This is a genomic window from Bradyrhizobium sp. LTSPM299 (assembly GCF_000938235.1).
In the GTDB taxonomy this organism is placed as follows: Bacteria; Pseudomonadota; Alphaproteobacteria; order Rhizobiales; family Xanthobacteraceae; genus Bradyrhizobium.
Genome location: NZ_JYMU01000029.1, coordinates 70,356 through 96,654, shown reverse-complemented (window position 1 = coordinate 96,654; position 26,299 = coordinate 70,356). Strand labels below are relative to the sequence as shown.

24 protein-coding genes and 1 pseudogene are annotated in these 26,299 nt (G+C 64.2%); 4 read left to right on the top strand and 21 right to left on the bottom strand.

Annotated features, from left to right (window positions below; genetic code table 11):
• Nucleotides 1-840 precede the first annotated feature (840 nt).
• Together UP10_RS45835 and UP10_RS42095 are read left to right on the top strand one after the other, a co-directional pair.
• A pseudogene (locus tag UP10_RS45835) lies at nucleotides 841-1,026 on the top strand (IS5/IS1182 family transposase); the annotation flags it as partial.
• 144 nt (nucleotides 1,027-1,170) lie between these two features.
• Nucleotides 1,171-2,121, top strand: coding sequence for an ankyrin repeat domain-containing protein (locus tag UP10_RS42095; protein ID WP_245321770.1), 951 nt, complete (start codon nucleotides 1,171-1,173; stop codon nucleotides 2,119-2,121).
• On the opposite strand, the gene UP10_RS17290 is transcribed toward UP10_RS42095, so the two are convergent.
• The 8 genes from UP10_RS17290 to UP10_RS17255 form a co-directional block, all read right to left on the bottom strand.
• Nucleotides 2,103-2,669 (bottom strand): c-type cytochrome, encoded by a 567-nt coding sequence (locus UP10_RS17290; protein ID WP_044588516.1) that lies wholly within the window; start codon nucleotides 2,667-2,669, stop codon nucleotides 2,103-2,105. The genes UP10_RS42095 and UP10_RS17290 overlap by 19 nt on opposite strands.
• A gap of 181 nt (nucleotides 2,670-2,850) precedes the next feature.
• The gene (locus UP10_RS17285; RefSeq protein WP_044588515.1) at nucleotides 2,851-4,563 is read right to left on the bottom strand and encodes a pyrroloquinoline quinone-dependent dehydrogenase; all 1,713 of its coding nucleotides are present in this window, start codon (nucleotides 4,561-4,563) and stop codon (nucleotides 2,851-2,853) included.
• 416 nt (nucleotides 4,564-4,979) lie between these two features.
• Nucleotides 4,980-6,476, bottom strand: a complete 1,497-nt coding sequence (locus UP10_RS17280) for an ABC transporter substrate-binding protein (protein ID WP_044588514.1) — start codon at nucleotides 6,474-6,476, stop codon at nucleotides 4,980-4,982.
• A gap of 62 nt (nucleotides 6,477-6,538) precedes the next feature.
• Nucleotides 6,539-7,567: an ABC transporter ATP-binding protein gene (locus UP10_RS17275; RefSeq protein ID WP_044588513.1), complete on the bottom strand. Its 1,029-nt coding sequence runs from the start codon at nucleotides 7,565-7,567 to the stop codon at nucleotides 6,539-6,541.
• Nucleotides 7,564-8,574, bottom strand: coding sequence for an ABC transporter ATP-binding protein (locus tag UP10_RS17270; protein ID WP_502692206.1), 1,011 nt, complete (start codon nucleotides 8,572-8,574; stop codon nucleotides 7,564-7,566). Before UP10_RS17270 ends, UP10_RS17275 begins: the two co-directional genes overlap by 4 nt.
• Before the next feature lie 2 nt (nucleotides 8,575-8,576).
• Entirely contained in the window at nucleotides 8,577-9,473 is an 897-nt protein-coding gene (locus UP10_RS17265) for an ABC transporter permease (protein WP_044588511.1), read from the bottom strand.
• Nucleotides 9,470-10,420: an ABC transporter permease gene (locus UP10_RS17260; RefSeq protein WP_044588510.1), complete on the bottom strand. Its 951-nt coding sequence runs from the start codon at nucleotides 10,418-10,420 to the stop codon at nucleotides 9,470-9,472. The genes UP10_RS17265 and UP10_RS17260 overlap by 4 nt, the downstream gene beginning before the upstream one ends.
• Before the next feature lie 72 nt (nucleotides 10,421-10,492).
• Nucleotides 10,493-11,914, bottom strand: a complete 1,422-nt coding sequence (locus tag UP10_RS17255; RefSeq protein WP_044588528.1) for an amidase — start codon at nucleotides 11,912-11,914, stop codon at nucleotides 10,493-10,495.
• A gap of 124 nt (nucleotides 11,915-12,038) precedes the next feature.
• Between UP10_RS17255 and UP10_RS17250 the strand changes: the two genes are divergently transcribed.
• Complete coding sequence (locus UP10_RS17250; protein ID WP_044588509.1) at nucleotides 12,039-12,926, top strand: LysR family transcriptional regulator; 888 nt, start codon at nucleotides 12,039-12,041, stop codon at nucleotides 12,924-12,926.
• A gap of 32 nt (nucleotides 12,927-12,958) precedes the next feature.
• Here the strand turns inward: UP10_RS17250 and UP10_RS17245 are convergent, their stop codons facing one another.
• The 9 genes from UP10_RS17245 to UP10_RS17205 all read right to left on the bottom strand — a co-directional run bounded on the left by UP10_RS17245 (nucleotide 12,959) and on the right by UP10_RS17205 (nucleotide 22,634).
• Entirely contained in the window at nucleotides 12,959-13,897 is a 939-nt protein-coding gene (locus UP10_RS17245) for a carbohydrate kinase family protein (protein ID WP_044588508.1), read from the bottom strand.
• 13 nt (nucleotides 13,898-13,910) lie between these two features.
• Entirely contained in the window at nucleotides 13,911-15,566 is a 1,656-nt protein-coding gene (locus UP10_RS17240; RefSeq protein ID WP_044588507.1) for an FGGY-family carbohydrate kinase, read from the bottom strand.
• An 83-nt stretch (nucleotides 15,567-15,649) separates the two neighbouring features.
• The gene (locus UP10_RS17235) at nucleotides 15,650-16,423 is read right to left on the bottom strand and encodes an SDR family NAD(P)-dependent oxidoreductase (protein ID WP_044588506.1); all 774 of its coding nucleotides are present in this window, start codon (nucleotides 16,421-16,423) and stop codon (nucleotides 15,650-15,652) included.
• 78 nt (nucleotides 16,424-16,501) lie between these two features.
• On the bottom strand, nucleotides 16,502-17,509 hold the full coding sequence (locus UP10_RS17230) for an ABC transporter ATP-binding protein (RefSeq protein WP_044588505.1): 1,008 nt from the start codon (nucleotides 17,507-17,509) through the stop codon (nucleotides 16,502-16,504).
• 16 nt (nucleotides 17,510-17,525) lie between these two features.
• Entirely contained in the window at nucleotides 17,526-18,356 is an 831-nt protein-coding gene (locus UP10_RS17225) for a carbohydrate ABC transporter permease (RefSeq protein ID WP_044540678.1), read from the bottom strand.
• Between the two features lie 4 nt (nucleotides 18,357-18,360).
• On the bottom strand, nucleotides 18,361-19,233 hold the full coding sequence (locus tag UP10_RS17220) for a carbohydrate ABC transporter permease (protein ID WP_044540733.1): 873 nt from the start codon (nucleotides 19,231-19,233) through the stop codon (nucleotides 18,361-18,363).
• Between the two features lie 134 nt (nucleotides 19,234-19,367).
• A complete protein-coding gene (locus UP10_RS17215) occupies nucleotides 19,368-20,681 on the bottom strand; it encodes an ABC transporter substrate-binding protein (protein WP_044588504.1) in 1,314 nt (437 codons plus the stop codon).
• A 286-nt stretch (nucleotides 20,682-20,967) separates the two neighbouring features.
• Nucleotides 20,968-21,132, bottom strand: a complete 165-nt coding sequence (locus UP10_RS17210) for a YjiS-like domain-containing protein (RefSeq protein ID WP_197086837.1) — start codon at nucleotides 21,130-21,132, stop codon at nucleotides 20,968-20,970.
• Between the two features lie 74 nt (nucleotides 21,133-21,206).
• Nucleotides 21,207-22,634 carry an MFS transporter gene (locus UP10_RS17205; RefSeq protein WP_082077161.1) on the bottom strand — a complete coding sequence of 476 codons (1,428 nt, stop codon included), beginning with the start codon at nucleotides 22,632-22,634 and terminating at the stop codon, nucleotides 21,207-21,209.
• A gap of 248 nt (nucleotides 22,635-22,882) precedes the next feature.
• Between UP10_RS17205 and UP10_RS17200 the strand changes: the two genes are divergently transcribed.
• Nucleotides 22,883-23,623 (top strand): ArsR/SmtB family transcription factor, encoded by a 741-nt coding sequence (locus tag UP10_RS17200; protein WP_044588502.1) that lies wholly within the window; start codon nucleotides 22,883-22,885, stop codon nucleotides 23,621-23,623.
• A 351-nt stretch (nucleotides 23,624-23,974) separates the two neighbouring features.
• Here UP10_RS17200 and UP10_RS17195 read toward each other — a convergent pair whose 3' ends face one another.
• From UP10_RS17195 to UP10_RS17180, 4 genes are read right to left on the bottom strand one after another with little or no spacing between them, the layout of a single operon-like run.
• Nucleotides 23,975-24,928, bottom strand: coding sequence for a sugar-binding transcriptional regulator (locus tag UP10_RS17195; protein WP_044588501.1), 954 nt, complete (start codon nucleotides 24,926-24,928; stop codon nucleotides 23,975-23,977).
• 9 nt (nucleotides 24,929-24,937) lie between these two features.
• Nucleotides 24,938-25,603 carry an HAD family hydrolase gene (locus UP10_RS17190; RefSeq protein ID WP_044588500.1) on the bottom strand — a complete coding sequence of 222 codons (666 nt, stop codon included), beginning with the start codon at nucleotides 25,601-25,603 and terminating at the stop codon, nucleotides 24,938-24,940.
• Nucleotides 25,604-25,623: 20 nt separating this feature from the next.
• On the bottom strand, nucleotides 25,624-25,872 hold the full coding sequence (locus UP10_RS17185; protein ID WP_044588499.1) for a hypothetical protein: 249 nt from the start codon (nucleotides 25,870-25,872) through the stop codon (nucleotides 25,624-25,626).
• Nucleotides 25,872-26,297 (bottom strand): hypothetical protein, encoded by a 426-nt coding sequence (locus tag UP10_RS17180; RefSeq protein ID WP_044588498.1) that lies wholly within the window; start codon nucleotides 26,295-26,297, stop codon nucleotides 25,872-25,874. The genes UP10_RS17185 and UP10_RS17180 overlap by 1 nt, the downstream gene beginning before the upstream one ends.
• Between the last annotated feature and the right edge of the window lie 2 nt (nucleotides 26,298-26,299).

Sequence of the window (26,299 nt, the reverse complement as noted above, 5' to 3'; positions counted from 1 at the left end):
TTGTCGCCTCAAATCGTCCGACAATTCATCGCGTGCGACCCCATCCGCAGCTCATTGGTCAGCCGCTCAACTGCCGAACATCTCGTTGTATCGGCGCGATTCCAATCAGTCGGCTCACCCGTGGCGCTCAAATCGCCATAGCGCCTGCGGCACCGCCGCACGTTCCCCAAGCGCGCTTTCCTCCCTTGGAGGCTTTCGGACGCCGGCCGCCGAACTCGCGGCCACGTCATTCATGCGGCCGGCATCCGAAACCCTTCACAAAAGGCGACCAAAGCTCTGCCTCCGAACCAGGTCGATACCCTTAATTCGAATTTCTGAGGTGAGGTGGAAGTGAAGGAGAAGACACTGACTGTGTTTCGGTGCCGTCGTCGTCATACCAAATCGCGATTGAAATTCTTTGTTGAAGTGCAGTGTTCCCCGATAGGTTCGGGATGGTGTGATAGGAGATGTTTGTTTCGCTCTTGATAATGCTGCAATTTGGCGATTCTCGACGCCAAATGTTTACCTGCCGTTCAATGTCTTTGGCATCCGGACCGATAAACATTTTGAGTTTCATGTGCGTGCTCCCTTCGCTACCGTTGATAGGCATTTCCGAGCCGGTTGGGGGCCGCCGTCAAGCCGGGACCGTAATCGGTTCCTTACAAGCCAATCGGGGAAAAGAAATGTACCAAGTCTGATGTCCTTAGTCGAATGCCCGATGTCCGGTTCGGGTCATGAACGACAAAACTGAAGGTAAACATAGTAGGTCCGCTTTCGGGTGCATAGCGACCAGTTGAGCCTGACAGCCGAGCCATGATTCAAGCCACCAGACGGAAGGGGCCGATCATGCGCTACGAACTCAACATCCCGCCGAAAAGCAATCGCAGCGATCCGATCTGCTTCAGCCCGCACCTCCACCGCGCTCGCAATCAGGTCGAACGGTTCTTCAACAGGATCAAGCAATTCCGTCAGGTGGCGACGCGCTACGACAGGCTGGCCGCCAACTACCTTGGATTTGTTCAACTCGCGTCAATCCGGTTGTGGCTACGCCTTAATGAGTCCGCGTCCTGGCACGGCACGACAAAGCTGCACGGCTCAACTTCGCTGCGCGGCTCAGTTTCGCAACGCAGCTTGGCAGCGGAGGAGGATCATGCGACCTTGAACCGACATGACAATGCGCTTAGCAGCGCCATGCCGGAGGAAGACGTCTTGTATCGCCGCATCGGCCTCGCCGCGCTGCTTGTCGCCGGCAGCATCCACAGCAGCCTCGCCGCACCGGATCCTGCGCGGTGCCGCGAGCTGATCCGCAAATACGAGACCGACAAGGCGCAGTTCACCGCGATCGAGGTGTCGCTGACGCTGTTCTCCGCCGCCGACGCCGATTGCCTCAACCTCGCGACCGAGCTGCTCGACCGGGGCGCCTCGGTCGATGCGCGGGATCGGCTCGGCGCGCGGCCGCTGAGCCACGCCGCCCGCTCCGGCCATCTCGACATGGTCGATCTCTTGCTGGGGCGCGGCGCGCCGGTCGATGCGCGCAATCTTGCCGGATCGACGGCGATGTATTTTGCTGCCGAGCGCGGCCATGTCGCGATCGTGCAGCGGCTGATCGACCGCGGCGCCGACGTCAACCTCACCGGACAAAGCGGCGCCTCGCCGGTCGCAGCTGCCGCCTATGCCGGCCGGGACATGGTGGTGCGACTGCTGCTGGCGCATGGCGCAGACGGCCGCAAGGCTGACGATACCGGCAAGCCGCCGGTGGTGTATGCGGCAGCCGGCGGCCAGCTCGGCATCGTCAAGCAATTGCTGGTATCAGATATCGACGTCAACGCGCGCTACGCCAACGATCTCACGCTGTTGATGTGGGCCTCGGGCCCTGACGAGGCCGTGGCGGAGGCGCAGGCGCTCGACATCGTCTCATATCTGCTCGACGCCGGTGCGAAGATCGATTTTTCCGATGCGCGCGGGCGCACGGCGTTGATGATCGCAGCCGAAGGCAATCATCCCGCGATCGTCAAGGCGTTGCTGGCGCGTGGCGCAGATCCAGCGCTGACCGACAAGGCCGGCAAGCATGCCGCCGATCTCACGGTGCTGTCGGCACTGCGCGAGGAACTCAGCGCGCGTACTCAGAGCCCCGCCAGATAGTCCACCAGCGCGGCGAGATCGTCGGGCGAGGTCGCCAGCATCAGGTCGGACATACCAGGGTTGTTGCCGCGCGCGCGCGTCCGGAAATCGTCGATGGTCCTGGCGAGGTAATCGCGTCCCATGCCGGCGAGGCGCGGCACCGTGCCGTCGCCCTGGAAGTGGTCGAGATGACAGGCCGGGCACCCGACCGAGCCGCTGGCACTGACCGCCTTCGCCGCGACGTCCTTGGGCGCGCGCGGTTGGCCAAGATCGGGCCACGGCTTCTGCGAGAAATACTCGCCGATCGCCAGCATGTCGTCGCGCTCGAACTGCGACGCGATCGGCTGCATGATGTCGCTCTTGCGGTCGCCGCGCTTGAAGTCGCGGAGCTGAATGTAGAGATAGCCGGCCTGCTGGCCCCAGATCGTCGGAATCGTCTTGTCGATCGGCTTGCCGTCCGCACCGTGGCACCCGGCGCAGATCTGGACCTTGTCCTCGATCGTTTCAGCATGCGCTTGTGCCGCAATCAGCAACAGCGCAACACCGCAAATCGCAAGTTTATCGAACATCGGTTGATCCCGAAAGACTATGCCTCGTCATTGCGCGCGAAGCGAAGCAATCCATGTTTCCGTGTACGCTGCGCGATGGATTGCTTCGCTTCGCTCGCAATGACGTGGATGGACGTTTCCGCCGGAGAAAACGGAAGCGGGACCGACCGGGTCCCGCTTCATAGTCATTATTTTCTTCTTCTTAGTCGAGCGTGAAGGCGATGATGTTGTTGCCGCGCTTGAAATCGAGCTGGGTGTTACCGCCAGCGCCGACCACGACATATTGCTTGCCGCCGATCATGTAGCTCGACGGCGGTGCATTGACGCCGGCACCGGCGTGGAAGTTCCACAATTCCTTGCCATTGGAGGAGTTGTAGGCTGCGAACTTGCCGTTGCCTTCGCCAGAGAACACCAGGCCGCCGGCGGTGGCGAGAATGCCACCGATCATCGGCTCAGGCGTCTTGACCTGCCACTTGATCTTGCCGGTGTTGTAGTTGACAGCGGTGATGTTGCCCGACTGTTTCTCGCTCGGGATAACCTTGAAGGCGCCGCCCAGCCACAACTTGCCGTTCGGATAGGCCGAGCTTTCGACGTGATAGGTCATCGGCTGGTGCAGGTTGATGGCGTAGGCCAGCTCCTGTCCCGGATCGGTCGCGATCGGCGACCATTCGACGCCGCCATTGGCGCCCGGCAGCATCCGCGCGCCTTCCTTGGTCGGCAGCACCCACATGTTCTCCTGCGGCACCATCGCCTCGGAGAAGCGGATCAGGCTGCAGTCCTTGCGATCGTGCACATAGATGTGCCCGGTCTTGCCGGCATGGATGACGCCGGGAATGGTCTTGCCGTCCTTGTCCTTAACGTTGACCAGCACGGTCGGGCTGACCGCGTCGAGGTCCCACACGTCATGGGCGATGTACTGGGAGTGGCAGACATACTTGCCGGTGTCGAGATCGAGCGAAACCAGCGAGTTGGTGTAGAGGTTGTCGCCGGGCCGATTCGATCCGTCGAGATCGGGTGACGGGTTGCCGACCACGAAATAGATCCGGTTGGTCGCAAGGTCGACCGAAGGGTTCTGCCACACGCCGCCGCCGAGCTTGGCAAAGGGATCGCCGATCTTGGCAAGCGTATCCTTCTCGGCCTGGATATTGCGATGCATGTCGCGACCGGTGGCGTCCTTGGTCGCCCAGACGCCGACGGAGTTGTCCGGAATGGTGTTGAAATTCCAGAGCTGCTTGCCGGTCTTGGCGTCATAGGCGCGCACGAAGCCGCGGATGCCGTATTCGCCGCCATTGGTGCCGATCAGCACCTTGTCCTTGACCACGGTCGGCGCCATCGTCTCGCTGTAGCCGGCCTCGGGATCGGCAATGTTGGTGGTCCACACCACTTCACCGGTCTTGGAGTTCAGCGCAAGCAGCTTGGAATCGAGGGTCGCCAGATAGACCCGATCGTCCAGCACCTGGACGCCGCGATTGTTGGGACCGCAGCAATAGGTGGTGATCGGCCCCATCTTGTGGGCGTAGTGCCACAGCTGCTGGCCGGTCTTGGCATCGAGCGCGTAGACATGGCTGAACGACGTCGTGACATACATCACGCCGTCGACGACGATCGGGGATGTCTCCAGCGATTCCTTGACGTCGGTCTGGAAGATCCAGGCGACGTGCAGGTTCTTCACATTGTCGCGGCCGATTTGCTTGCCCGGATAGAAACGCGTCTGGGCATAATTGCCGTTGGTCAGCAGGAAATCCCGCGTGTTCTTGTCGGCCGCATTGAGCTGCTCCTGCGTCACCGGAGCGACGTTGGCATTGCCGATCTGGGATTTTTGGTCCTGCTTGACTTCCTGTCCGACGGCAGCGCCTGACAACAGGCCAACGCCGACCGCCGCGGCGAATGCCGCAAGCGCTTTCACATTCTTCATGTTTCCCCACCGCGGTTGTTGGTTGCAGCGTTATGCATGGTTTCTGTTTCTACCCTGTCCAAACCTGACCGAGGTGAGCTGCCTACATAGGCGACAACCGTTGGGTTGTTTGCACTGCAATAGGTAATCAAAACGACGGCAAGCAATATGGACGGGTTCCACCTTACCGCCGTCTTGCGCAAAGACAACTGATGCGCGCAATGCGAAGCGCAAACCGCACGCGCACCTGCGTCATCCTCGCGGCAGACGGAAATTCACGCCATTCAGCCCGGATAAAGGGCTCACCACATCGCAATCACGTGGTGACGCCGCAAGACTCTTTGCGGCGCAACAATCAAAATGAGACTGCGCGTCAAGTAACGGTATCGAAACAGGAGGTAGCCGGCGGGAGCGTCTGCGTCCCGCCGGGCACTCAGCTACTCCCAGGACCAGGTCGAGAAATCGTTCTCGAATTGCGGGACTTCCTTCCACACGCCCTTCAGCTTCTTGCTGGCAACCGTGATCCATTGCGGCTGGAACAGGAAGCCGGCCACCGCATCGGTCGCCAGCATGCGCTGCGCGTCGCCGAGCAGCTTGGCGCGGTCGGCCTCGGCCGGCGTCGCCGTGATCTGCTTGTAGAGCGCGTTGAACGCCTGTGACTGGTAGCCGAGATAGAAGTCGGGCTCGGTCAGCTTCACGAGATCGAACGGCTCGACATGCGACACGATGGTCAGGTCGAAATTATGCGGGCCGTTGGGGGCGAAGACCTGCGACAGCCATTGCGCCCATTCGATGTTCTCGATCTTGGCTGTTATGCCGACCTTGGCAAGCTGGGCCGCGAGGATTTCGCCGCCCTGCCGCGCGTAAGGCGGCGGCGGCAGCCTGAGCGACAGCTCGAGCGGCGTGGTGACGCCGGCCTCGCTGAGCAGCTTCTTGGCCTTTTCGGGGTCGTAGGGATTGATATCGGTGGTGTCGATATAGCCAAGCGACCCCGGCGTATAGAAGCTGCCGATCGGTGCGCCGAAGCCATCGACGGCGCCGTCGACCATCGCCTTGCGATCGATCGCGGCAAGGATGGCGCGGCGGACGCGTACGTCGTCGAGCGGCTTCTTGCGTTCGTTGATGGCGACGATGGTCTTGGCCTTGGAGCCGCCGACCAGCACGTTGAAACGCGGATCGGCCTTGAACTGTGCCAGGCTGCGGGCGGCTGCGACCCGCGGATACGCGTCGACGTCGCCCGACAGCAGTGCTGCGACCTGCGCCGCAGGATCGCTGATGAAGCGGATGGTCACCTTGGACAGCTTGATCGCGGCGGCGTTGCGATAGTCCGGCCACTTGTTCAGCGTGATCGACGATCCCTTGGCCCAGGCGCCGAGCGTGTAGGGTCCGGTGCCGACCGGCTGGGTGACATCGGTTGGCGCGCTCTTCGGCTCGACGATCGAGGCGGACGCCTGGGCGAGCAGGAACGGCAGGTTCGGTTCGGAATATTTCAGCGCGACCACGATCGTTTCCGGATCGGGCGCAGTTACCGTCTCGAAGGCCTGGAACAGGCTCTTGTCCTTGTTGGTCGAGGTCGGCGCTGCAGCACGCTCGTAGGAGAATTTCACGGCGGCGGAATCGAACGGCTCGCCATTGTGGAATTTGACGCCCTTGTGCAGCTTGAACGTGTAGGTCTTCAGGTCCGGCGTGGCCTGCCAGCTCTCGGCCAGCAAGGGCGACACCGAGCCGTCCTCATTGATCTTGGTCAGCGTCTCATAGAGGTTATAGAGCGTGACCTCGGCGATGGCGGCGGCAGCCGCATTGGTCGGATCGAGCCCCGGCGGCTCTAGCGTCATGCCCACGACGACGCCGTCCTTCTTGCCCTGCGCCAGGCTCGGCAGCGGCACCGCGGCGAATGCGGCGGCCACGGCGAAAACAGTCAATCTCTTCAACATACGCTTGCTCTCCGGACCTATTGCGCGACCAGTTTAGGCCGGTCCCGCACAAAATACTAACCTCACTCAGCCGCCGCCGGCGGCAGCGTCATCACGGCCTCGGCGTGGTGGCACGCGGCCAGATGGGCTTGTCCCACTGTCCGTAGCGCAGGCGCGGTCTCGCGACAATGCTGGTCGGCCAGGACACAGCGCGACGCATAGGGGCACCCCGTCGCACCCGTCGACTGCGAAGCGATCGCCTGCGCCCCGCGGCGCCGGCGGACGCCGCCGGCCCTGATACGCGGCACCGCCTCCAGCAGCGCGCGGGTATAGGGATGGGCGGAGTGCGCGAACAGATCTTCAGAACGCCCCTGCTCGACGATCCGGCCGAGATACATCACCGCGATCTCGTCACAGAGCAGGTCGACGACAGCGAGATCATGGCTGATCAGGACGTAGCTCAGACCGAACTCGTCCTGCAGGTCCTGCATCAAATTGAGCACCTGCGCCTGCACCGAGACGTCGAGCGCGGAGACCGGCTCGTCGGCGACGATCAGCTTCGGCTGGGTGATCAGCGCCCGCGCGATTGCGATCCGCTGGCGCTGGCCGCCGGAGAATTCGTGCGGGAACTTGTCCATGTCGGCGTCGCGCAGCCCGACCTGCCGCAGCACCTTGGCGACGCGATCGCGCAAACTGCTCCCGTCCATTCGCCCCAGCGCCGTGAGCGGCTCGGCGACGATGCGGGCGATGGTCTGCCGCGGATCGAGCGAGCCATAAGGGTCCTGGAACACCATCTGGAAATCGCGCCGGGCGTGACGGAGTTCGTCGGCCGGCATCTGGTTCAGGTCGCGCCCCAGCAGCGCGACCGTCCCCGACGACGGCCGCTCCAGCGCCATCACGACCCGCGCGAAGGTCGACTTGCCCGAACCGGACTCACCGACGACGCCGAGACTCTTGCCCGACACCACTTGAGCCGTGACGCCGTTGAGCGCGTGCACCTGCGGCGCCGGTTTGAACAGGCTTTCGCGCGGCAGCGTGTAGCGCTGCACGAGGTCCTTCACCTCGAGCAGTGGCGCGGCGCGCGCGGACGGTGACTGGTCGAGCAAGGTCATGCGCTCAGCACTCCGGCCGCGTCAGCCATCGACACATCCGTCCTGACGCAGCGCACGCCATGGCCGGCGCCGACATCCACCACGACTGGCAGTGCCGCGCGGCAACCCGCCTCGACGATCGCGCAGCGATCGGCGAAGGTGCAGCCGGCCGGCAAATCGGCAAGCTCGGGCACCGTGCCGGCAATGGTCGTCAGCCGCGTCCCCTTCTTTGCTCCAAGTCGTGGCCGTGCGCGGAACAGGCCCTGGGTATAGGGATGCCCCATCCGCGTGAACACGGCATTGGTGACGCCGCTTTCGACGACGGTGCCGCCATACATCACCATCATGCGCTGGACGTTCTCGGCGATCACGCCGAGGTCGTGCGAGATCAGGATCATCGCCATGCCGCGCTCGGCGACGAGATCGGCGATCAGATCGAGGATCTGTCCCTGGATCGTGACGTCGAGCGCGGTGGTCGGCTCGTCGGCGATCAGCACGTCGGGCTGGCAGGCCAGCGCCATCGCAATCGTGATGCGCTGACGCTGGCCGCCGGAGAACTGGTGCGGATAGGCGTCGACGCGCTTGGCAGCGTCGGGAAGGCCGACGCGATCGAGCAAGGCAATGGTCTCTTTCCGCGCCTGCGCCGCCGAGCAGCCGGTGTGACGCCGCAGCGGCTCGGCAACCTGCCGCCCGATCGTGTGCATCGGATTGAGCGCGGTCATCGGCTCCTGGAAGATCATGCTGATTCGATTGCCGCGCAGCTTGCAGTAGCTCGCATCCGGCAGCCCCACCAGCTCGCTGCCCTCGAGCCGAATGCTGCCGCTGACCACGGCGCTGTCGGGCAACAGGCCCATCAAAGCGAGCGCGGTGATCGACTTGCCGCAACCGGACTCGCCGACCAGCCCGAGTGTCTCGCCGCGCCTCAGTGCAAAGCTGACGCCACGGACGGCCTGTGCCGGACCGCGGCTGGTGTTGAGCCGGATGCCGAGATCCTTGACTTCGATCAGGGGTGCGTTGGCGTCGTTCACAATCATCGCTCCCGCGCCAGCCGCGGATCGAACAGGTCGCGCAGCCCGTCGCCGAGGAGATTGAGGCCGAGCACGGCGATCGCGATCGCCACACCCGGATAGACCGCAAGCATCGGCGACTGGAACAGCAGCGTCTGCGCGTCGTTGAGCATGCGTCCCCAGGACGGTTGCGGCGGCTGTGTCCCGAGCCCGAGATAGGACAGCGCAGCTTCGGCGAGGATCGCCAGCGCAAACTGGATCGTCGCTTGCACGATCAGGATCGACAGGATGTTGGGCAGAACGTGCTCGATGGTGATGCGGAATTTGCCCTTGCCCGCGGCACGCGCCGCGAGAATGAATTCGCGCGCCCAGATCGCATTGGCCGATCCGCGGGTGACGCGGATAAAGGTCGGAATCTGGAAGATGCCGATGGCGATGATCGAGGTCACCATGCCCGGACCGACCACGGCGGCGAGCATGATCGCCGAGAGCACGGCCGGAAAGGCAAAGGTGAAGTCGCTCAGCCGCATGATGAGCTCTTCGGTCCAGCCCTTGCGGGCGGACGCGACCAGGCCGAGACAAACGCCGAACGTCAGGCCGATGCCGACAGCGATGATTCCGACCATGATGGTGGCGCGGGCACCGACCAGCAGCAGCGAAACAATGTCGCGGCCGAGCACGTCAGTGCCGAGCCAGTGCGCGGCCGACGGCGGCCGCAGCTTTGCGGCGACATCGATGTCGTAGGCCGACCACGGCGTCCAGACCAGTGACAGCAGGGCCGCTCCCAGCACCAGCAGGCTCAATACAGCGCCGAGCACAAAGCTGCGATGGCGCATCGCGCGCCGCCAGAAGCCGATCGCCGGTCTGGCGCCGGGAACAATCGCCGGCTCGCCGGCCGCAGCGGTCAGCGGCGTATTCACAGGTTAGCCACCTTGATGCGTGGATCGATGAAGGCATAGAGCACATCGACCACGAAGTTGACTGTCACGACCATGGCCGCCAGCAGCATCACGCAATTGCGCACCACGATCAGGTCGCGGTTGGCGATCGACTGGAAGATGAGGCGGCCGAGCCCCGGCAGATAGAACACGTTCTCGATCACGATCGTGCCGGCCAAGAGATTGGCGAATTGCAGGCCCATCACCGTCATGACCGGGATCATAGCGTTGCGCAGCACATGACGCCACAGCACCTCGCGCTTGCCGAGCCCCTTGGCGCGCGCGGTGCGCACGAAATCCTCGCGCAGCACCTCGAGCACGGCCGAACGCGTGACGCGGGCGAGGATCGCGGCCTGCACCACGGCGAGCGAGATCGCCGGCAGCAGCAGCGATCGGATGCCGGCCCATATGCCGTCGTCCCAGCCGGCGAATCCGCCGGCTGACAGCCATTGCAGCTTCACCGCAAACAGCAGGATCAGGAGGATCGCGAACCAGAAGTTCGGCAGCGCGATGCCAACTTGCGTCAGCGACATCACGCCGACGTCGCCGAGCTTGTTATGGTTGGCGGCGGTGTAGATGCCGGCAGTCAGCGCCAGCACGACGGAGATCGACATCGACATGATCGCAAGCGGAATGGTCAGCACCAGCCGCTCCGCGATCAATCCGGCCACCGGCGTGCCGTAGACATAGCTGTTGCCGAGATCGCCGACCGCCATGCCCTTGATCCAGAGCAAATAGCGCAGCGCGAGCGGCTGATCGAGCCCGAGCTTGACGGTCAGCGCACGCACCGCATCGGGTGACGCGTCCGCCCCCATCAGCATCTGGGCGGCATTGCCGGGCAGCGCGTCGAGCACGAGAAAAATGATCAGCGAGGCGGCGAACAGCGTCGCCACCAGGGTCAAGATCCGCCGTAGGACGAATACGCTCATGCGCTTCCGGATTCAGTGAATGGACCCGCACGTTTCAACATGTTCGCCGCCGAAAGCAAGCCCCGCATGACATCAGGCCGGCCAGCGGCCGAGCAGATCGCTCGCGGCCTCGAACAGCGCCGAGACGCGCAAAAGCTCGGCATCGTCGCGGAAGCGCCCAACGAGGTGCAGGCCGATCGGCAGGCCGTCGCGGCCAAAGCCGGCCGGGAGGCTGATCGCCGGGTGCCCGGTCATGTTGAAGGGCATGGTCCAGGGAAACCAGTGCGGCCGCACGCTGTCAAAAATCTGCCCGTCGATATCGATGGTGCCGAACAGGTCCTGGTCGATCGGCAGCGCAGTGCGCGTGAGGGTCGGCATCGCGAGCCAGTCGGCAGTTGCAAGCATCGACTGCACACGGCGGAACAGCGCGGTGCGATCGAACATGGCCTGCTGGTAATCGACGCCGCTGACCTTCTCGGCAAGCGCGAGCTGTTTGAGGAACGTTGCGCTGAGGTTGTTGGGATGATCGGCCGCGAGCTTTTCGAAGCGGGTGCGCCAGGCGGTGTGGTTGATCGCGCGCCAGATCGGCTCGATATCAAAGCCCTCGCCGGAAAACTCCTCGAGCTCGGCACCCAGACTGGCCAACCGATCGAGACTTGCCTTGAACGCAGCGGCGACGTCCGAGGTCACCGGACGTCCCGGCGGCGAGAGGCAGAACAGGATTTTCTTAGCCTTGAGATCGCCGCGCGGCGCGGCGACGTCTGGATAGTCCGGCACCGGCACGCCGATCGACCAGGGATCGGAGGCGTCCTCGCCCGCCATCGCCTGCAGCATCAGCGCGGTATCGGCGACGGTACGCGTGGTCGGCGTGACATAGGTCTGGTTGCCGAAGGCATCCTGCACCTGGCTGTGCGGGATCACGCCGTTGCTTTGCTTTAAGCCGACGACGCCATTGCAAGCGGCCGGAATCCGTGTCGACCCGCCGCCATCGCTCGCCACCGCCAGCGGCGCGATGCCGCTTGCGACCGCCACCGCCGCGCCACCGCTTGAGCCACCGCTGGAGCGGTCAGCGCTCCACGCATTGCGCGTGCGGCCGAACAGCGGCGAGTCGGTGAGGCACTTGCTGCCGAACTCCGGCGTCGTGGTCTTGCCGATCAGGATTCCACCCTGCGCGCGCAATCGAGCTACCGCCACCGCATCGTGATCGGGCACATTGTCCTGGAACGGCACCGCGCCGAACGTCGTCCGCACACCCCTGGTGTTGACGAGATCCTTGACCGTGAAGGGAATGCCATGGAGCAGGCCGAGCGGCGCACCGGCCATGATTTGGCGCTCGGCGTCCTTGGCCTGCGCCATCGCTTCGTCGCCGCACAGTGTGATGAAGCAGTTCAATTCCGGCTGCAACCGCTCGGCCCGGGCCAGCACGGCGCGGGTGATCTCGACGGGCGAGACGTCCTTGCGAGCAATGCGCGCGCGAAGCTCGGTCGCAGAGAGAAAGCAAGGATCGCCGCTCATCGTCGAGAACTCTCCGTCAAGGCCGCCTCGCAAGAGCGACGGCATTGACAGCCAGAATGACACTCCTGTTAACTCGCCGTCCAATACGAATTTGAAGACCAACCCATACGTTTTTGGTATGCCTATGGATCTCCGTCGGCTTCGTTACTTCGTGGCCGTGGCTGAGGAGCGCAGCGTCGGCAAGGCGGCTGAACGGCTGCGGATGGCGCAGCCGCCGCTCTCCGTGCAAATCCGAAAGCTCGAGGCTGAACTGGGCACGCCGCTGTTTCGCCGCGGGACGCGCGGCATGGATTTGACCGAAGCCGGCCTCGCTTTGATGTCACGGGCGAGCGAAGCGCTCGCGCTCGCCGCCGAAGGTGTTGAAGCGGCGCGTGCGGTCGCGGCCGGGCGGCGCGGACGGTTGTCTGTCGGATACATGTTCGTGCTCGCCAGCGCCGTGCTGCCGCAGCTGGTGCCGGAATTGCGCCGGTCGCTACCGGGCGTCGATCTCGACTTCGTCGAGCTGAGTGCGTCGACGCGCGAGCCCTTGCTGCTCGACCGTGCCGTCGCCGTCGCGCTCTGCATGCCGGCGATTCATCACCCGGAGATCCAACTGGCCCAGATCGGCACGCAAAAGCTGATGCTCGCCGTGCCGGCCCGCTCACCGCTGGCGCGCCTCACCGCCGTGCCCGTCGACAAATTGCAGGGACGCCCTCTGATCGCGCTGCCGAGACCGGAGGAAGAGCCGACCTCGTCCGCGGTGGCGGCGTTACTTCGGCGGCATCAGGTCGTGATGCCGATCGCCAGCCGGGTTGAAACCGTGCATTCGGCACTCGGTCTTGTTCTCGCCGGGGAAGGTCTCTCGATACTGCCGGCCTGCGCCAAACTGGGAGCGCCGCCCGGCATCGTGTTTCGTCCCTTCCTCGACGCCGCCGACACGATCGAGATCGCGGCGTGCTGGCGGCGGGATTCCTCGTCCCAACTGATCCGGACCTTCCTCAAGAGCGCGGAGAAAGTGGTTGCACGGATCTGAGGCCCGCATCCGGCGCCGTCGGATGGCATGGCCTACCAATAATCCACGGGTAGCTCGCGGCTGCGCGGCGGATCGGCACCGGCGCGCGTGCAGGTGAAGGCGGCGCATTTGCAGGCAAAGGACAGCGCGCGCTTGAGCTCGGCCGCGGTGATGTCTCGCAACCGCTGCCGGTCGATCCGCCCGAGCCGATGCAGTGCGGCCAGCAAAGCGGCCTGAAAGCTATCGCCGGCGCCGATCGTATCGACCACCTTGACTACGGGCGCGTCGACCTCGATCAATCCCGTCTGATGAGGCCAGGCGCAGGCGCCGTGGTTGCCGCGTGTCACGACGACGAGGGACGAGCCGTCCGAAAGCAGTTTCTCCGCCCTGTCAGCATATGGCTCGTCGCCGAACAGATAGGCGAAGTCGACGTCGGACATTTTTACGATGTCGGCCTTGCCGCAGAAGGTCATCATCCGCGCGCGATAGGCCTCCTTGTCCTTGACCAGGTTTGGCCGGCAGTTCGGATCGAGCGAAATCGTCGCGCTCGGCCGGGCGTCCTCGATGAGAGCCAGTGTTTCGGCCGCGCCCCTGTCATGAACCAGCGTTGTCGAGCCGGTGTGAATGCATTCAACGCCTCCGAGCGCTATCGCATCACGCCAATAGACCCAGTTTCGCGACGCGGTGTCAGCGTCATAGAACGCGTATTGGGTCTCGGTTCCGGTCACGCGCGCAAACGCAAGCGTCGCCTGGCGATCGCTTCGAGTCGCGAAACGAAGATCCACCGCCGAATTCAGCGCGTGATCGGCGATCATCTTGCCGAACGTATCGTTAGCGATGCCGCCGACGAAGCCTGTCGGGACATCGAGCCGCGCACAGCCGATCGCGATGTTGAGACAGGAGCCACCAACCGCGGGCGTCAACGCTTCGCGGCCATCTGCCGTCTTCGACGGCAGGAAATCAATCAGCGCATCTCCGCAACTCAGCAGCATCTTTCAAAACGTCCTAAGTCGATAGTGCTTCGCCGGGCGCCCGCTTCATCGCCTCGCGCGTGCTGCGATCGACCTCCCGCAGCATCTTGTGCACGCCGCGCTTCCGGCGGTGGAACTCGGCCATCTCGGGCCTGGTCGGCTCGCTCAATCGGCCCAAAGCCGACATGCCGGCCATCGCTGCATTGATCGAGTTGTGCGCACCGCTTGCGACGGCACCCAGCATCGCAGCGCCCAGCAACACCGGCTCCTGGGTCTGCGGCAGCGCCACGGTGTAACCTGTCGTGTCGGCCATGATCTGGCGGACCAGCGGGCTGCGACTGGCGCCGCCGCCGATCACGATGGTCTTGCCGTCGACGCCGTGGGCCTGCAAGGCGTCGATGACATCGGCAAGGCCATAAGCGAGCCCGCACAGGCCGGCGATGAACAGCCGCTCCATCGCCGACGCGTCGGTATCGAGATCGAGTCCCGCGATCACGGCGCGCGATCCCGGATCGGAATAGGGCGAGCGGTTGCCGAGGAATTCCGGCAGCACGTGAACGTTGCGCGCCAGCAGCGCCGCGGCGCCGGCGTTGCCCGCGCGCGCAAGGATGCGCTTCTCGAGGAACTCGATGACATCGACGCCGTCGCTCTTCGCCGCAGCCAGAATCTCGGCATGCGCCGGATGCGAGCGGAGCAGATGATCGATCGCAGCACCCGCCGCGGACTGACCACCCTCGTTCAGCCAGAAGCCCGGCACCATGCCTGCGAAATACGGCCCCCAGACGCCGGGCACAAAACATGGCTCGACTGTCGTCGCCATGATGCAGGCCGACGTTCCCATGATGTAGGCGAGCCGCTGGCAGACATCGACGTCGGCACCGGACCCGTCGCGACCGCCGATCGCGCCAACCCCGCCGGCATGGGCATCGATCAGCGAGGCGCCGACTGCCGTCCCCGGCATCAAACCGAGATCGCGGGCGGCGTCTTCCGATAGTCCCCGTCCGAGCGGCGACCCGGGCGGGACGATCTCGGTGCCGATCCGCGCGAAACGATCGGCTGCGAGATCCTCGAGCCCAACCCGCCTGAAGAAGGCTTCGCTCCAGCCGCCCTCGCCGGCCACATAGGTCCATTTGCAGGTCACCGTGCAGGTCGACCGTGCCAGCGAGCCGGTGGCGCGGAACGAGAGATAGTCGGCAAGGTCGAAGAAATGCCCCGCGGCATCGAAGGTCGCGGTCAGATGCCGCTTCAGCCAGAGGATCTTTGGGATTTCCATCTCCGGCGAGATCGCGCCGCCGACGTAGCGCAGCACACGATCGCCGGTTGCGTTGACGAACTGGGTTTCGTCCATCGCACGATGATCCATCCAGACCACGACATTGCGCGCAGGATCGCCCGACGGACTGACGGTGAGCGGCCGCCCCGTTTTGTCGAGCACCACGAGCGAGCAGGTCGCGTCGAAGCCGACGCCCTTGACGTGCTCGGCCGCGACCGCGGCCTCGCGCATCGCACCGCGGACGGAAGCGACGCAGGCCGCCCAGATGTCCTCGGACGATTGCTCGACGATGTCGCCGGTCTCATGCCAGACGCGAATCGGATGCCGGGCCGCGCCCAGCAATTGTCCGGCCTCGTCGAATACCCCCGCCCGGGCGCTGGTGCTCCCGACGTCCACCCCGATATAGGCTTGCCGCATAGTCGCGCTCTACGTTTTGAGCATGCTCTTTTCGGAAAACCGGTCGCCACTTTTCCGGAGCATGCTCTAGCTTCGGCGCGAGCTTACCAGCAAGTGTAGCCGCCATCGACCAAAACGATGCTTCCGGTCATCAGGCTGGCGGCCTCGGAGGCGAGGAACAGAACGACGGAGGCGATCTCGTCGACCTGGCCCATCCGGGCCATCGGAGTTCCGCCGATCCAGGCGTCATACATCCGGGGGCTGTTCTTCACAAAGGCGTTCAGCGGCGTCTCGATATAGGTCGGCGCCACCGCGTTGACGCGGACGCCGCGCGCCGCCCATTCGGCGGCCAGCGATTTGGTCAGGTGGTGCACTGCGGCCTTGGACGCATTGTAGAAGCACTGTTCCTGCGGCTTGTTGACGATGAAACCGGACATCGAGCCGACATTGACGATGGTTCCCGACTTCGACTTCAGCATGTGGTTGCCGAAGGCCCGGCAGCACCAGAACGTGCCGTTCAGATTGACGTCGACGACATTGAGCCAATGCTCGTCGGTCACGGTCTCGGCCGGCGTTTCGCTGCGGGCAATGCCGGCATTGTTGACGAGGATGTCGACCTTTCCATACTTTTTGACCAGTTCGTCCGCGACCTCGGACACGCGTTTGGAATCGGTGACATCCATCACGGCGATATCGGCGTCAAAGCCCTTGGCCTTCAGCTCCGCCCTGGCGTCATTGGCGGCCTTGGCGTCGCGATCGCCGATGATGACCTTGGCGCCGGCTTCGGCCAGCGCCTCGGCACAGCCGAGACCGATGCCCTGGCCCGCACCGGTGATGATCGCGGTCTTGCCGTCCAATCTGAACTTCTCGAGATACATTTTCTTCTTCCTTTGCCTGTGCCCGCGAACAGCGGGCGCGTCGCCCCGGCCTGAGCGTATCCAACCCTCGTCCGCGTCTTACGCGTGGATCGATTTTCCGCTGTCGTCGAAACGATAGACCCGCGACGGTTCCGGGATCATTGACACCTTGTCGCCCGGGTGCAGGCCGAGCTCGCCGACATAGCGCGCCGTCAATGTCCCGAGCGGTCCGGCGTCGATATAAAGGAAGGTGTCGCTGCCGAGATGCTCGGCAACCGCGACCGTCCCGGGCCAGCCGCCCTTCCCGTTCGGTTCGACCTTCAGATGCTCGGGCCGCACGCCGATGGTGGTGGCGCCCTGCTGTTTCGCCGGCTCGCCAGTGACGAAATTCATCTTGGGCGAGCCGATGAAGCCGGCGACGAACAGGTTCGCGGGCTTCTCATAGAGTTCGAGCGGAGAGCCGTACTGCTCGATCTTGCCGGCGTTCAGCACCACGATCTTGTCGGCCATGGTCATGGCCTCGACCTGGTCGTGGGTGACGTAGACCGCCGTGGTGCCGAGCTGCTTCTGCAGCCGCGTCACCTCAAGCCGCATCTGCACCCGCAGTGCGGCGTCCAGGTTCGACAGCGGCTCGTCGAACAGGAACGCCTTCGGCTCGCGCACGATGGCGCGGCCAATCGCGACACGCTGCCGCTGGCCGCCGGACAATTCGCGCGGCTTGCGATCAAGATACGGTGTCAGATTGAGCGTCGACGCGGCGCCCTCGACCTTGCGGTTGATCTCGTCCTTCGGCAACCCGGCCATCTTGAGGCCAAAGGCGATGTTGCCGCGCACGCTCATATGCGGATAGAGCGCGTAGGACTGGAACACCATCGACAGCCCGCGCTTGGCCGGCGGCACGTCGACCACGTTGCGTCCATCGATCAGGATCGCGCCGCCGGTGACGTCTTCGAGCCCCGCGATCAGCCGCAGCAGCGTGGTCTTACCGCAGCCGGACGGTCCGACGAAGACGACAAAGGAGCCGTCGGTGATATCGAGGTCGGCCCCCTTGATGATGTGGACCGGCCCGAACGATTTTTGCACACCCTGCAGCGTAATCTGACCCATGGCAAAAGCCTTTCTGCTACTTGACCGCACCGAAGGTCAGACCGCGGACGAGTTGCCGCTGACTGAACCAGCCGAGCACGAGGATGGGCGCGATCGCGAGTGTCGACGCCGCGGACAGTTTGGCCCAGAACAACCCTTCCGGACTCGAATAGGATGCGATGAACACGGTGAGCGGCGCGGCATCGAGCGTCGATAGATTCAGCGTCCAGAATGCCTCGTTCCAGGCCAGGATCAAATTGAGCAGCATGGTCGAGGCGAGCCCCGGTATCGCCATCGGCGTCAGCACATAGATGAGCTCGCGTCCGATGGTGGCACCGTCCATTCGCGCAGCTTCAAGGATGTCCTTCGGAATCTCCTTGAAATAGGTGAACAGCATCCAGATCACGATCGGCAGATTGCCGAGGCACAGGATGAAGACCAGCCCGGCGCGGGTGTCGAGCAGGCCGAAATTGCGGTAGATCAGGTAGATCGGCACCAGCACGCCGACCGGCGGCATCATCTTGGTCGACAGCATCCAGAGCAGGATGTCCTTGGTCCGCTTGGTCGGCGAGAACGCCATCGACCACGCCGCAGGAACCGCGATGACCATCGCGATCAATGTGGATCCGCCCGCGATGATGATCGAGTTGAGCGCATGGTGGAGATAGTCGCTGCGCTCCTGTACCGTGACGTAATTTTCGGTCGTCCAGTGAAAGAACAGGAACGACGGCGGGATCGAGAAGGCATCAAGTTCGGTCTTGAAGCTCGTCAGCACCATCCAGAGGATCGGGAAGAAGATCAGGAAGCCGACCAGCCACGCCGCCGCCGTCGAGATCACCTTGTTCTGTGTCGTGACCATCCGTGCCATGACGTTACGCCTCCAGATTCCGGCCGACGATACGAACGAGGAAGAAGGCGACGATGTTGGCGATCACCACGGCGACGAGGCCGCCAGCCGAGGCGCTGCCGATATCGTACTGGATCAACGCCTGTGAGTAGATCAGGAAGGCGATGTTGGTGGTTTGCAGGCCGGGGCCGCCGCCGGTGGTGACGAAGATCTCGGCGAACACCGTCAGCAGGAAGATGGTCTCGATCAGGATCACCACCGTGATGGGGCGCGCCAGATGCGGCAGCGTGATGTAGATGAAGGTCGACATCGCCCTCGCCCCGTCCATCTCGGCCGCCTCCTTCTGTTCTTCATCGAGCGACTGCAGGGCGGTCAGCAGGATCAGGGTGGCGAACGGCAGCCATTGCCAGGAAACGATCAGGATCACCGCAAGCAGCGGCGCGTCGGTGAACCAGTCGATCGGCGTCGCGCCGAATAATTTCGCGATCCAGGCAAACAGGCCCGACACCGGATGCATCAGCAGGTTCTTCCACACCAGCGCGCTGACGGTCGGCATCACGAAGAACGGCGCGATCACCATCAGCCTCACAATACCGAGCCCGACCACATGTTGATTGAGCAAGAGGCCCAGCGGCACGCCGAGCAGGATCGTGATCGCGAGCACCGAGCCGACCAGCACCAGTGTGTTCTGCAGCGAGGCGAGGAACGCCGGATCGGTCAGGAAGTAGCGGAAGTTCTCGAGGCCGACGAACGCTTCGGACCCGGGATCGAGCAGGTTGTAACGCAACGTCGAGAAATAGATCGTGAGCGCGAGCGGCACGATCATCCAGATGAACAGCAGCGCCACGGCAGGAGTGAGCAGTGTTCGCGCGAGCAGTTGGGTCTGCCGGGTCGCCATCTCCGCCTCCTTTTGGGAAAGTGCGACCATCCCGTTGCGGAACAGGATGGTCGCGAGTGGCCCAGCTCGGGAGGATTGAGCTGGTCAGAAGGCCAAGGCGCTAGTCCGCATTGCGTCTTGGCTTTTCGTTTGCGCTACTTGATGTAGCCCGCCCGCTTCATTTCCCGCTCGGTCGAGATCTGCGCCGCCGCGAGCGCGGCGTCCACGGAGGTGTTGCCCGAGAGCGCAGCCGCGAACTGCTGGCCCACCGAGGTGCCGATGCCCTGGAATTCAGGGATCGCCGCATATTGCACGCCGACATAAGGCACCGGCTTCACGGTCGGGTGGCTCGGATCAGCCGCATCGATCGAGGCCAGCGTCATCTTGGCGAACGGTGCCACCTTCAGATAGTCGGGGTTCTTGTAGAGCGAGATGCGCGTTCCGGGAGGTGCCGAGGCCCAGCCTTCCTTGTCCGCGACGAGCTTGGAGTAATCCTTGCTGGTCGCCCAGGCGATGAACTTTTGGGCCGCGTCAACCTTCTTGGAGCCGGCGGGGACCGCGAGGCTCCACGCCCACAGCCAGTTGGCGTTCTTGCCGAGCCCGGTGTTGGGCGCCAGCGCGAAGCCGACCTTGTCGGCAACCTTGGAATCCTTCGGGTTGGTCACCATGGACGCCGCCACCGTGGCGTCGATCCACATTGCGCACTTGCCGGCGCTAAACAAAGCGAGGTTCTCGTTGAAGCCGTTCGAAGAGGCGCCGGGAGGGCCGGCCTGCTTCATCAGGTCGACATAGGTCTCAAGCGTCTTCTTCCATTCCGGCGAATTGAACTGCGGCTCCCACTTCTCGTCAAACCAGCGCGCGCCGAACGAATTCGACATCGCGGTCAGGAAGGCCATGTTCTCGCCCCAGCCGGCCTTGCCGCGCAGGCAGATGCCGTAGGTGCCGGCCGACTTGTCGGTTAGCTTCTTGGCGGCATCGACCACGAAGTCCCAGGTCGGGCTGTCCGGCATCTTCAGGCCGGCCTTGTCGAACAGGTCGGTGCGATACATCACCATCGAGCTCTCGCCATAAAACGGCGCGGCGTAGAGCTTGCTATCGACCGAGACGGCGTCGCGGATCTTCGGCAGAAGGTCACCAACGTCGTAGTCGGCGCCGAGCTTGTCGAGCGGCACCAGCCAGCTCTTCTTGGCCCAGATCGGCACTTCATATGTGCCGATGGTCAGCACGTCGAACTGACCGCCCTTGGTAGCGATGTCGGTGGTGACGCGCTGACGCAGCACGTTCTCCTCGAGCGTCACCCATTTCACGGTGATGTCGGGGTTCTTGGCGGTGAATTCGCTGGTGAGCCCCTGCATGCGGATCATGTCGCTGTTGTTGACCGTCGCGATCGTCAGCGTGGTCTGGGCAAGCGAGGGGGCGGATAACAAAAGGGCAGCGGCGCCCGCAACGGCGCGAAGGACGTTTTTCAAGGTAACCTCCCATAGCCACGTTGAGCATATGCCCACGTGTTGAGCGTATGTTCACCCTGTCGCCGAATTTTGTCAAGCGCGCGAATGCACCGTGGCGCGCGATTGTTGACGTCGTCACAGCTTGAGTTATTGCAGGTGCGAAGGACGCGCTGAGTACGGACAGGCCAGTTCGAATCGTGGCCGCGGCTTCATATGGTGCCGCTGCAATGCCAAACACTGTCCAGACAAACACTTACGACCCCCGACGGCGCGGGGCGACATCGTCGCTTTTATCTTGCCGTCGCCATCAATCTCGCCAATCGCGAGGGGGCCGCCAGAACGGCTGGCACACCTCGTGGTTGACGACGCCAGGATCGATGCAGAGGTCGCGCAGTGTCCGCTCGTCGCACTTCGCGAGCTCGCGGCGTCCCACGTGGCGGCGGCGCCGCTCGCGCAGCGTCGCGACGATCAAGCCCAGGGTCAGGCTCCAGCTCCCGCGCGGTGCCACCACCGGTGCAAGACCTGAAGACCCGGCCCTGTTGCCCCTCACCGCGGTTCCCTCGCGCGGCCATAGGAGATCGCGATCGCGCCTGCGAGCAGCACGGCGGCCGAAATCACAAGCGAGGCATGCGCGCCCGCAATGAACTCGTTGCCCCCTCCGACCAGCGAGCCGAACAGGGCAACGCCAAGCACGCTGCCGGTCTGCCGCGTCGCGTTCAGCACACCCGCGGCGATGCCAGATCGCGACTTATCTACACTGCCGAGCAGCGTCGAGGTCAAGGGCGGCACTAGCAGGCCGAGCCCGCCGCCAAGGACGAGGAGCTGAGCGCCGATCGCCCAGTAGCTCGTGTCTGAGGCCATGGGCAGCAGCGCAACGCAGCCCGCGGCCGTGATCACCGAAGCCAGCGCGATGGTTTGCGGCGCGCCGAGGCGTTCGCTGACCGACGCGGCGACGAGGTTGGCGGGCAGCACCATGGCCATCATGGGCACGAAGGCGAGGCCCGTTGCGAACGGCGACCAGCCACGGATATTCTGGAAATAGAGGCTCAGCACGAAGATCAGGCCGTAGAAGGCGATGTTGAAGAGAACCCCGACCAGCGCGGTGAGCGCGAACATGCGATGGGCAAACAGCGAGAGCGGGAGCATCGCTTGTGGCGCGCGCGCCTCGCGCCACGCGAACAGGAATCCGACTACGGCCGCCGCCACGAAGCCCACGATGACGAGCGGATGGCTCCAGCCGAGCCTGCCGCCCTCGATCAGGGCGCCGGCCAGCGTGCCGAGCGCTGTGATCGCCGCGATCTGGCCCGGCAGATCGATTTCGCGCTGCGAGAGCCGCGGCGTCTCCTCGGCATAACGCCAGGCGAGCCAGAGGCCGGCGGCGCCGATCGGCAGGTTGACCAGAAAGATCGAGCGCCAGCCAACCAGCGCGATCAGCACGCCGCCGACGAACGGCCCTGAGGTGAGTGCGACGCTCGCGCCTGCGGCCCAGAAGCCGACCGCGCGGCCGCGCTCCTTCGGATCGGCATAGGCGTGATTGAGCAGCGTCAGCGAGTTCGGCACCAGGATCGCCGCCGCCAGGCCCTGCACGGACCGCGCGACGATCAGGAACACCGCCGACGGCGCCAGCGCGCAGGCGAGCGACGCCAACGTGAAGATCGCAAAACCCGCCATGAAAATCCGTTTGGCGCCGAGACGGTCGCCGAGCGCGCCGGCGGTCAAAATGAAGGCGGCAAACGCGATGGTATAGGCGGTCACGACCCATTGCAGCTCGGCGACGCTACCGCCGAGCGAGGCGCCGATGCTGCTCAGGGCGGTATTGACGATGGTGATGTCGAGCTGCACCACGCCAAGGCCGAGGCTCATGGCGGCAAGCGCCAGCGCCGTCGCGAGCGGCGAACGGGATGACGTGTTGTCGGAGTGGGCTTGTTCCGGCCGCCCCGCGACTGCGCGAATGTTGGGCGAAGTTGTTTGCATGGGTCATCCTCAGTTATCTCGGGAATTTTGCGGCTCAGATAGGCCCGATTTTGCGATTATCCTTCGATATCAATCGAATTGTCGAAGCGCGGGATGATCTTTCGCTTCATGGCGGCGCTTGCTTTCGCGGGGCACATCGGTGTCTGCGCAATCTATGTTCCGCGATCGGACCAGTCTCGCGGAACTGCTACCGTCCTGGCCGTAGTATTTGTGCTTGGCGGTGCGTTCTCATCGGCGTAGGAGGAGACATGGACACGGGACCCAAAATCGCCCAGGTCGCGGCACTCGTCGGCGATCCGGCGCGCGCCAACATGCTTAGCGCGCTGATGGATGGCCGAACGTTGACCGCCACGGAACTCGCCTATGTGTCCGGCGTGGCGCCGCAGACAGCGAGTGGCCATCTTGCGAGACTCAGCGACGCCGGATTGCTAGCGCTCGAAAGGCAGGGCCGACGACGATATTTTCGCCTGGCCTCTCCGCTCGTCGCGCGCATGCTGGAAGGTCTCATGGTCTTGGCGCAGGAAGGCCCCGCCCGGCAGCGCAATCTCTGGCGCGGTGGAGAGACGCTCCGACACGCGCGTACGTGCTATGACCACATGGCCGGCCGCATTGCCGTCGCGATCGCCGACCGGCTGGCCCAACAGTCGTTTATTCTCCTCGACGAGGATGGCGGACAACTAACCGATGCCGGTCGGTCGTTCTTCGATGAGGTCGGCGTCGATCTTCGCCTCACCTCCAAGCGCCGAGTGTTCTGCCGACCCTGTCTCGACTGGAGCGAGCGCCGGCCGCATCTGGCCGGGGCGGTCGGTGCTGCCATTCTTCGACACGCTCTCGATCACGATTGGGTCGAGCATGTCCGGGATAGCCGCGCGCTCGTCGTGACCCCTGTTGGTGTTAGTGGACTCGCCACAACCTTCGGCATCGAGGACGCACCCCCGACGGACGGCCGCGAAGGGCGGGTTGCATCATGCGGCGTGCCGAGCGTGTAGCTTGTCTAAGACCGCGAAGATGTCAGAGGCTTGGGCCGCCGCAGGCGTAGCGCGAATTCGCAGGTCGTCGCGGTATTGCCGATTGGAGCGCGTGGCAGGCTCCGGCATCATAGCGCCACGGCGAAGCAGTAGTGCCCATCGTCATCTGCCGTGGCGCGGGACTGCGCTCCCTCGCCCCGTTCTTACGGGGAGAGGGTTGGGGTGAGGGGCTCTCTCCGCGCATACGGCGGCAGATTAATACGTGGAGACTCCCCCTCACCCGGAACGCATCTAACGATGCGTTCCGACCTCTCCCCGCACGCGGGGCGAGGTCAAGCTTGCCCGTTGCTCAATTCGACAAACTCGCCGCGCTCAGCGCTCGAGGATCGCCCGCGCGGTCGCCTCGTCGGTGATCAGGCCGTTGATGACCCGGCCTGCCAGCGCGGCCTTGATGGCCGGTACTTTGCCAGTGCCGACCGCTGCGGCAATCGTGGCAGATTGCGCGGGGATCTGCGGTGGAATGCTGGTCAACCGCTTGTTGGTGCCGCCCTTGATCAGCTTTCCCTTGGCGTCGTAGGCCCAGCCGGTCACCTCGCCGACCGCGCCGAGCCGCATCATCTCCAGCAGCTCTTCGCGGGTGACGAACCCGTCGACATGGATCTGCGCCTTCTGATCCATCTGGCCGATGCCGATCAGCCTGAGATCGGCCCTGGCCGCGACCGCCTTGACCCGCGCGATCGGCTCGATGCGGACCATGCGATTGCGCTCGTCCTCGCTCGACATCAGGAACGGCAGCGGCATCGGATAGTGGCGCGCGCCGGTGCGGTCGGCCAGCCGCCCTACGGTGTCGTAGAAGCTCGCCGAGCCGTCGGCGGAGATGTTGCCGACCAGCGAGACGATCTGGTGATCGGGCCGCTCGATCGGCGAGACGCGCTCGACCGCGGCGCGCACGGCGCGACCGGTGCCGAGCGCGACGATGACGGGCGTTTCCGAACGCAGGGTCCTCTCCAGAACATTCGCGCAGCGTTCGGCGATCCCGGCGGTCGAGAGCGGCGCCGACGGATCGGTCGGCACGACGTCACAATGCGCCAGCTCGAAGCGGTCCTTCAGCCGGGAGGCCAATTCCATGCAGGCCGCAATGGGATGCTCGAGACGAAACGTGATCAGCCGTTCGGCGAGACAGAGCGACACCAGGCGCTGCGCCGAGGCGCGCGACACCTGCAGCATTTTCGCGATTTCATCCTGGGTGTGGCCGGCGATGAAATAGAGCCAGCCGGCGCGCGCCGCATCGTCGAGGCGGGACTTTTCGTTGTCGGGCGTCGCCATGATCGTGCGTCAGCTTTCGATCCAGAAATCCGTCATGGAAGCGAATATCCGACTCGCTCCGGCTTCCCGCAACAGACTATTGCCATCGTGCGCGCGATAGTGGGCGCCGCCAACAAATCCCCACACTTTCATGCCGGCCGCCTTGGCCGCCATCACGCCGCTGACGCTGTCCTCGATCACCAGTGCCCGGTGCGGCTCGCACCCCATCTCGGCTGCTGCATGCAGAAACAGATCCGGCGCCGGCTTGCCGCGCCTGACCATCTGGGAGGTGTAGAGCCGTTGCCCGAAATACGCCGCAAGGCCGGTCAACTCCAGCGAAAACCGGACGCGCTCGAGGTCGCTCGATGACGCGACGCAATGCGGCAGCGACAACTCCGCGAGCACTGCTCCGACACCTTGTATCGGCTTAAGCTGGGATCGGAAGGTTTCACGGACCCGTCCGGCCAGATCGGTCAGGAAGTTTGCGGGCACGGGCTGTCCGGCGGTCCGGCAATACTCGACCACGGCCGCCGTGCTGCGGCCGAGGAACAGTTTGAGCGCCAGCTCGGTGCTCATCTCGACGCCGATTTGCCCCAACGCGTCGGACAGGCAGCGGCAGCTCAACTCCTCGCTGTCGACGAGGACGCCGTCGCAGTCGAAGATGACGAGATCGGTCTCGGGCAGCCGGGAGTCCATTCCGCCATGAGATCATATGCTCAGACGATGAGCAATAGATCAGAATTTGCGAGCAGGCGTATCAGCAGGTCGCCGCACAGCGCACCCAGGATTCCGGTCAGCACAAAGGCGATCCAGAACAGCGCGGGGTGCGATATCCGCGCCCACCGGAAGGCCGCGGCCAGCGCGGGCAGGCCGAGCGCGATCGCGACCAGCACGATGGCCGAACCGATCTGGCCGGGATCGATCACCCAATCGGCCAGCGCACTGGCGTATGTCTGCGCAAGCATCACAACGATCCAGACCTGAACGCTATTCCGGATCGAACCGATGGAGCCGATCGCGACGTTCCGGTGCTCCGAAACCACACGATCAGCGAAACCGCGAGCAGCGCAGCGAGATGAACGGACGCGAAGAAATCGCCGATGCCGAGCGAGCGGTCTGTCGCATGCGCCAGCACCGCGCTAACGATGGTCACGGCGACCATTGCGAGCCAGAAGCCGGCCTGACCGACCCGATCGACCGCAAACAGGACTGCGACCGACGCAGCGCAGGTGATAGCGACGCGATAGCTCCCCGCCGCCGCGACGCCATGGGCGCCGATCTCGCCCAACGCCGTTGCACCGGTCTGCATCACCCAAAATCTGAATGTGATCTCGGGGATTCCACTCAAATATCCGGTCGTCCCCAGCACCTTTTCCTGACCCATCTCCATGC